The following is a 3362-nucleotide window of genomic DNA, read 5'->3' on the forward strand; positions in this document are numbered from 1 at the left end:
ACAACTGCGGCAACAACAAAGTGCGGGCACGTCGGCTGGATCGGCGTGTGCGGCCCGGAGTCGCTCGTTGCTTCGTGTTCTCCGGTCCCACATCACGGGCGCTCATGACGGCACGACCTGTGATTGAACGACTAGCTGGAGAACACCGTGCTGCATGAAGCAACTCACTTCCGTCAACGCTTCAGTTCACCGCCCGAACTGTCTCGATCCGGCGGCGAGCTGCCGTGCCCAAAGTAGGCACATGGAACCATTGTTGCAGCTAAAGACATTGGTTCAGAATCTCGAAAGTATGCAACCGGTCGGTTCGTTTCGATTAGATGGAAGACTTTCTGTACGACCAAAAACTAGCTGGCGATGTTCTCGAGCGCCCAAGATGCGCGCTGCACTGGATCGATGAAGTTGCGCGGCAATTAACTGGACGTTCGAAATTGCGCACACAGTTGGTGTGCATCTTGGTGCAATTTGCGATTTGGAACTCGAGCCATTCTCGTCACACTTGCAGACAGGCCAAGACCGAAGATCGATCGGCAGGTGGAGGTCGGCCGTCCCGGCGACGGAGTAGAAGCAGAGCAAGCACGGACCGTTGTCGACGACTCCGACGGACAGTTCACTCGCGCACTGCGTACCGACCACACGCGACACCGGTGCCATTTCTTACCCTCGGATCGATTCAACACCTACAGGACGGTACGAAGGTCCGTCAAAGCTGTGAATGCGTTGCCCGGTTCGACCGGATAGTGTTCATGGACGTTGCACAATGGAAGTTGCACATTCGACTTCGGAGGAAACGTGTCTGTTCAGCCTTTGAGTACCGTCCGGCCGTTGTCGACGCGCCAGACGACGGCACTTTTCGTCGACACTGACCATTCGTACACACATCTGGTCAGTGTTTGGATCTTCGATGCGGAATCCGGCCCAAATGGTTCAATCGATCAGCAATCGCTCGAAGCGTGGATGATCGATCAGCTTGACGTCTGCCCGATATTCAGGCGAAAAGTATATCGAATGCCGTTTGATCTTGGTTTTCCCTGCTGGGTGACAGATCGAGATCTTGATATCAGGAGACATATCACTGTAACGGGGCTTTCCACGCCAGGCTGGCGCGGCCTTACCGATGAAATCGTCCGGATCGCCAACCGCCCGATGGACCGGTCAAGACCGCTGTGGGAACTTCACGTGATCAACGACATCACAGGTGCAAAAACTGTCCCAGACGGAGCTAGTGCTGTCATTCTGAAATTTCATCACAGCGTTGGCGACGGAGTTGAATCTGTCGCACTTGCCCGACGACTGTTCGGTGATCCAAATCCAAGTTGGCCTGTTCTGGACTCGGCAAGGCCCAAATTCCGAGTTTGGCAGATTCCCGAACTGACTCTGCGGCAAGTGCGACAAGCGCGACGTGCCACGGCTGAGATGAAAGCCGCACAAGAGGATCTGAGTAGCGCCGTCGAATCAGGGAGAGTCGCGCCGACGCCTGCCAGTCGGCCCTCAACGCGATTCAACCGAGTAACCTCTGGAAAGTGGACGTTTGACGTTGTCCTGTTTTCGCTGACCGATGTTCAGGCAATTCGTCGTGCTGTTGAAAATGTGACAGTCAATGACGTAATGCTGACCGTCGTTGCAATCGCACTATCAAGTTATCTGGACACTGTCGGTGACACTCCCCCAACCTCTATGGGCTCCGCGTCGCCGAAATCCGTATTTCCAGTGAAACAGCGAGTGAGCGAGCCCGAAAAAGGTTCCAACCAGTTTTCGACGATGCTAGTTGATCTCCACCCTGAATCCGAGAATCCAGTCGATCGACTCCGTTCTATCGCGTACTCGGCCAGTCTGGAAAAGTCACGCATCGGCGACCCTCGATCTGTGCGGGTGGAGCACACGATGGACCATTGGCCTATGTGGCTGGTGAAGTATGCGATGTGGAGACAAAAACGCCATGCGGCTAGACCCACACAGAATGTGGGCGCGACCGTCGTAGTCACCAATGTTCCCCGTGGTTCGAGCCAAGGTCTTTCCTTCTTCGGTAGGTCCGCGATAGACGGGTTCGGCGTTCTCGGTACCTGCGACCAATCTGGACTGCAACACGTTGTCAGCTCGCTGGGCGACCGAATTTCAGTTAGTTTCACTGCCTGCGCCGAGGCGATGCCGGACAGCAGTCTTTACGCGGAAGCGATCACTCGAGCGTTCCGAGACCTGCAACAAGCCTCAACCGGGTCCGGCGGGGCCGATTGAGCCGACGAGGCTCGAGACACCGCCGAATCCGTTACGCCGGCTAATATTGCGTCCTCAACGCTCGATCGATTACCTGCCCGATCTCTGCTGACGCTGGTGGCGTCATCATCGCGACATGGGGACATTGAACATAAAAATTGTCAATTACTCCGTGCACGTATGGTTGCCACAGCAAGGCCGCGTCTGCGGGTTCAGGATGCTGCTCAGAACTGACGAAGATGACATCTCCATCAAACACCTTCGGACCATATCGATCGATCATCGCCTCCAACGCCTCGATGCTGGTAAACAGCTGACGAATTCGATCGATCGAAAGTCCAACCCTGTCTCCTTCGACTGCCTTGAGAATTGAAGTCAGCGACTCCCTACTAAGGTTTCCAATCTCCTCGCCAGCGGGGATGGCGATTCCCATCGCAGAGAAATCTTCGCGTAGATGGTCAACAAAAGGACGTGAGTCGGCTGCCTCGGTTAGCTCGGCAATCGGAAGGCTGTCGACAACTACCAGTGTCTCAACTTCGCTACCACGGTTCTGCAGCCGAGTGGCCACGCCATGCGCAAGCACACCCCCTAACGACCATCCCATCAGTCGGTACGGACCCTCGGCTTGCACACGAATTATTTCGTCTACGTAGCGATCCATGTAGTCGCCGAGTTCGGCAGGAGCAAATTTCTCGTCAGTCAGTGCGGGCGTTTGGATCCCGTAAACAGGAATTGATCTGTCAACAGCAGGCAGCAAGTTCATGTACGGCCAAGCCAATCCGACCATGGGATGGATGCAGAAGAGCGGTCGCTCGCTACCACCAGTCCGCAACGGCAAAACAACAGAAATTGCGTCATCAGATGCAACGTCGAAACCTGCACGGATGCCGATAGCGATTCTGCTGGCTAGATCCGTCATGATCGGAGCATCGAACACGATACGAACGGGGACGTTCACGCCGAGTGCCTCCGTGAGTCCGGCGATTACCCTCATTGCATTTAGTGAGTTGCCGCCGAGTTCGAAGAAGTCATCGTCGAGACCGACAGCATCGACACCGAGAATCCCAGAGACGACGCTCGCCACCAGGATCTCGGCCTCCGTCGTGGGCGCGCGGAAGGACCGACGCTCGACCACCGGCTCCGGCAACAAC

Annotated in this window: 2 protein-coding genes; one reads left to right on the top strand and one right to left on the bottom strand. The window is 55.7% G+C overall.

Going from position 1 to position 3362, the window contains the following annotated elements; genetic code table 11:
* The first annotated feature begins 789 nt into the window (after positions 1–789).
* Positions 790–2232 (top strand): wax ester/triacylglycerol synthase domain-containing protein, encoded by a 1443-nt coding sequence (locus DBV08_RS29915; protein ID WP_185564980.1) that lies wholly within the window; start codon positions 790–792, stop codon positions 2230–2232.
* A gap of 40 nt (positions 2233–2272) precedes the next feature.
* Here DBV08_RS29915 and DBV08_RS29920 read toward each other — a convergent pair.
* Positions 2273–3362, bottom strand: a 1090-nt coding sequence (locus tag DBV08_RS29920) for a thioesterase domain-containing protein (protein WP_260395815.1), incomplete at its 5' end; no start/stop codon positions are given.

Source organism: Rhodococcus sp. KBW08 (genome assembly GCF_003852455.1).
Lineage (GTDB): Bacteria > Actinomycetota > Actinomycetes > Mycobacteriales > Mycobacteriaceae > Rhodococcus_F > Rhodococcus_F baikonurensis.